Source organism: Hoyosella sp. YIM 151337 (genome assembly GCF_026041215.1).
In the GTDB taxonomy this organism is placed as follows: Bacteria; Actinomycetota; Actinomycetes; order Mycobacteriales; family Mycobacteriaceae; genus Hoyosella.
Map to the genome: position 1 here is coordinate 1 of NZ_JAPEIQ010000041.1, position 1462 is coordinate 1462.

Here is a 1462-nt window from a genome sequence, read left to right on the forward strand (position 1 = left end):
TGTGATCGCCAGGGTCGTCGGTGAGATTCTCGTCCGGATACTTCCGGGCTAGAAGCCCTTCGGAAGGGTCATCGTTGGTAGCGGTGGCCCTTCCTCGTATCAGCACAGTTCCAAACTTGGAACCCTGCTGCGTTCAGGCTAGCACCGCTAAGACCTGGCCTGATAGGTATTAGCGGTTGCGTGTTCCCGCGATCTTGTGACCAAGGCGGCGGTGCACATCCGCGAGCAGTCGGGGGCTTTCCTGGCGGGCCGCGGTCTTCCCTGCCTGAGCGTGGGCGGCTGGATTCGCGCGCCTGGTTCACTGCTTCTGGTTAGCGTTCGCGGCCGTAGCCTGGGGCGCGGCCGGGAGGCTGCGGTGCTGGTTGCTGTTGTGCCGATTGGTTCGGCTGGTTTTCAGCATCTCGCTGATCGGCTTGGGGTGCGCGGCAGCGATGATGTCGGCCTGCCGCGCCTTTCCCGGCTCGATGCTGCGGGAGGCATGCCTGCTGGCGGGGTTTTCTCGTGTTATGGGTGTGGTGATGTCGCGGAACATTGCGCGCAGTGTCATTTCGCCGTCGCGGGATGCTTCGATGTTGCGGTGCGGGTCGAGGTGTTCCCAGTGCACGTGGTAGCCCGCATTTGCCGCGAGTTGCGAGGTGAAAATCCGCTGGGTACGGCCGTTACCTTCTCTGAATGGGTGCAGGTGATTGATCTGGTCGAATGTGGCTGCCAGCCTGCGAATGAAGAGGTCCGGCTCAAGACCTTTGAGATAGTTCTGGTGCGCCAGCTCTGCGAAGATGTTGGCAGCGCCCATGTCTATGCGGTGGTGCGGGAAGAACCACTCGCCCTTGGAGATGTTGACTGTGCGTGTCTGCCCGGCCCAGTCGTAGACGTCCTGAAACAAGTGGTGATGGATGGCTTTGAGGTGAGCGAAGTCGTAGCGTCCCGTGATTGGCTGCTCGTCAAGCTGCAGTGCCCGCCACGCGACCGCCCCTGCTTCCCAGGTTTTCAGTTCCTCACGCGTGACCGCGCGAAGCTTGTTCCGGAGAATGCCAGAGGCGGGGTCTATATACGGGTCTTGGTTGCTGCTGGTCATGCGACCGTGTTGCGGCGCTCCCGCACGTGCCGGTCAATCCGTTCGCGCAGCCGGGCCAGTCCCTCTTCCACAGTGATTCCGCCTTCGACATACTCCTGCATGTCGTCCTGGGTTTCCTGCGATACCTCAGCACCTTCAAGCCAGGCCGAGTGAATAGCTGCGGCAACACTGTCCTGGCGGCGCTGCTTCTCGGCAGGAGAAATGTGATGTGCCACCGTGCTTCCCTTCCGTTGCTGTGCAGCCTTCATTGTACGGCCGCGGTACTTGGCTGGTGCTCTCACGCGGTTCCTCTTCTGTCGTGTGTGGTTGCGTCTTTGCCCAGTAAGCGCCGCAGTGTCGTGCGGGTGATCCCGGCTTGCCGGGAGAGTTCGAGTTCGCTGCAGCGGG

General features: G+C 61.7%; 2 protein-coding genes. Both read right to left on the reverse strand.

What is annotated here, in order from left to right; genetic code table 11:
• Positions 1-298: 298 nt before the first annotated feature.
• On the reverse strand, positions 299-1075 hold the full coding sequence (locus ONR57_RS20335) for a Fic family protein (RefSeq protein ID WP_265125534.1): 777 nt from the start codon (positions 1073-1075) through the stop codon (positions 299-301).
• Positions 1072-1290 carry an antitoxin VbhA family protein gene (locus ONR57_RS20340; RefSeq protein WP_265125535.1) on the reverse strand — a complete coding sequence of 73 codons (219 nt, stop codon included), beginning with the start codon at positions 1288-1290 and terminating at the stop codon, positions 1072-1074. Before ONR57_RS20340 ends, ONR57_RS20335 begins: the two co-directional genes overlap by 4 nt.
• Between the last annotated feature and the right edge of the window lie 172 nt (positions 1291-1462).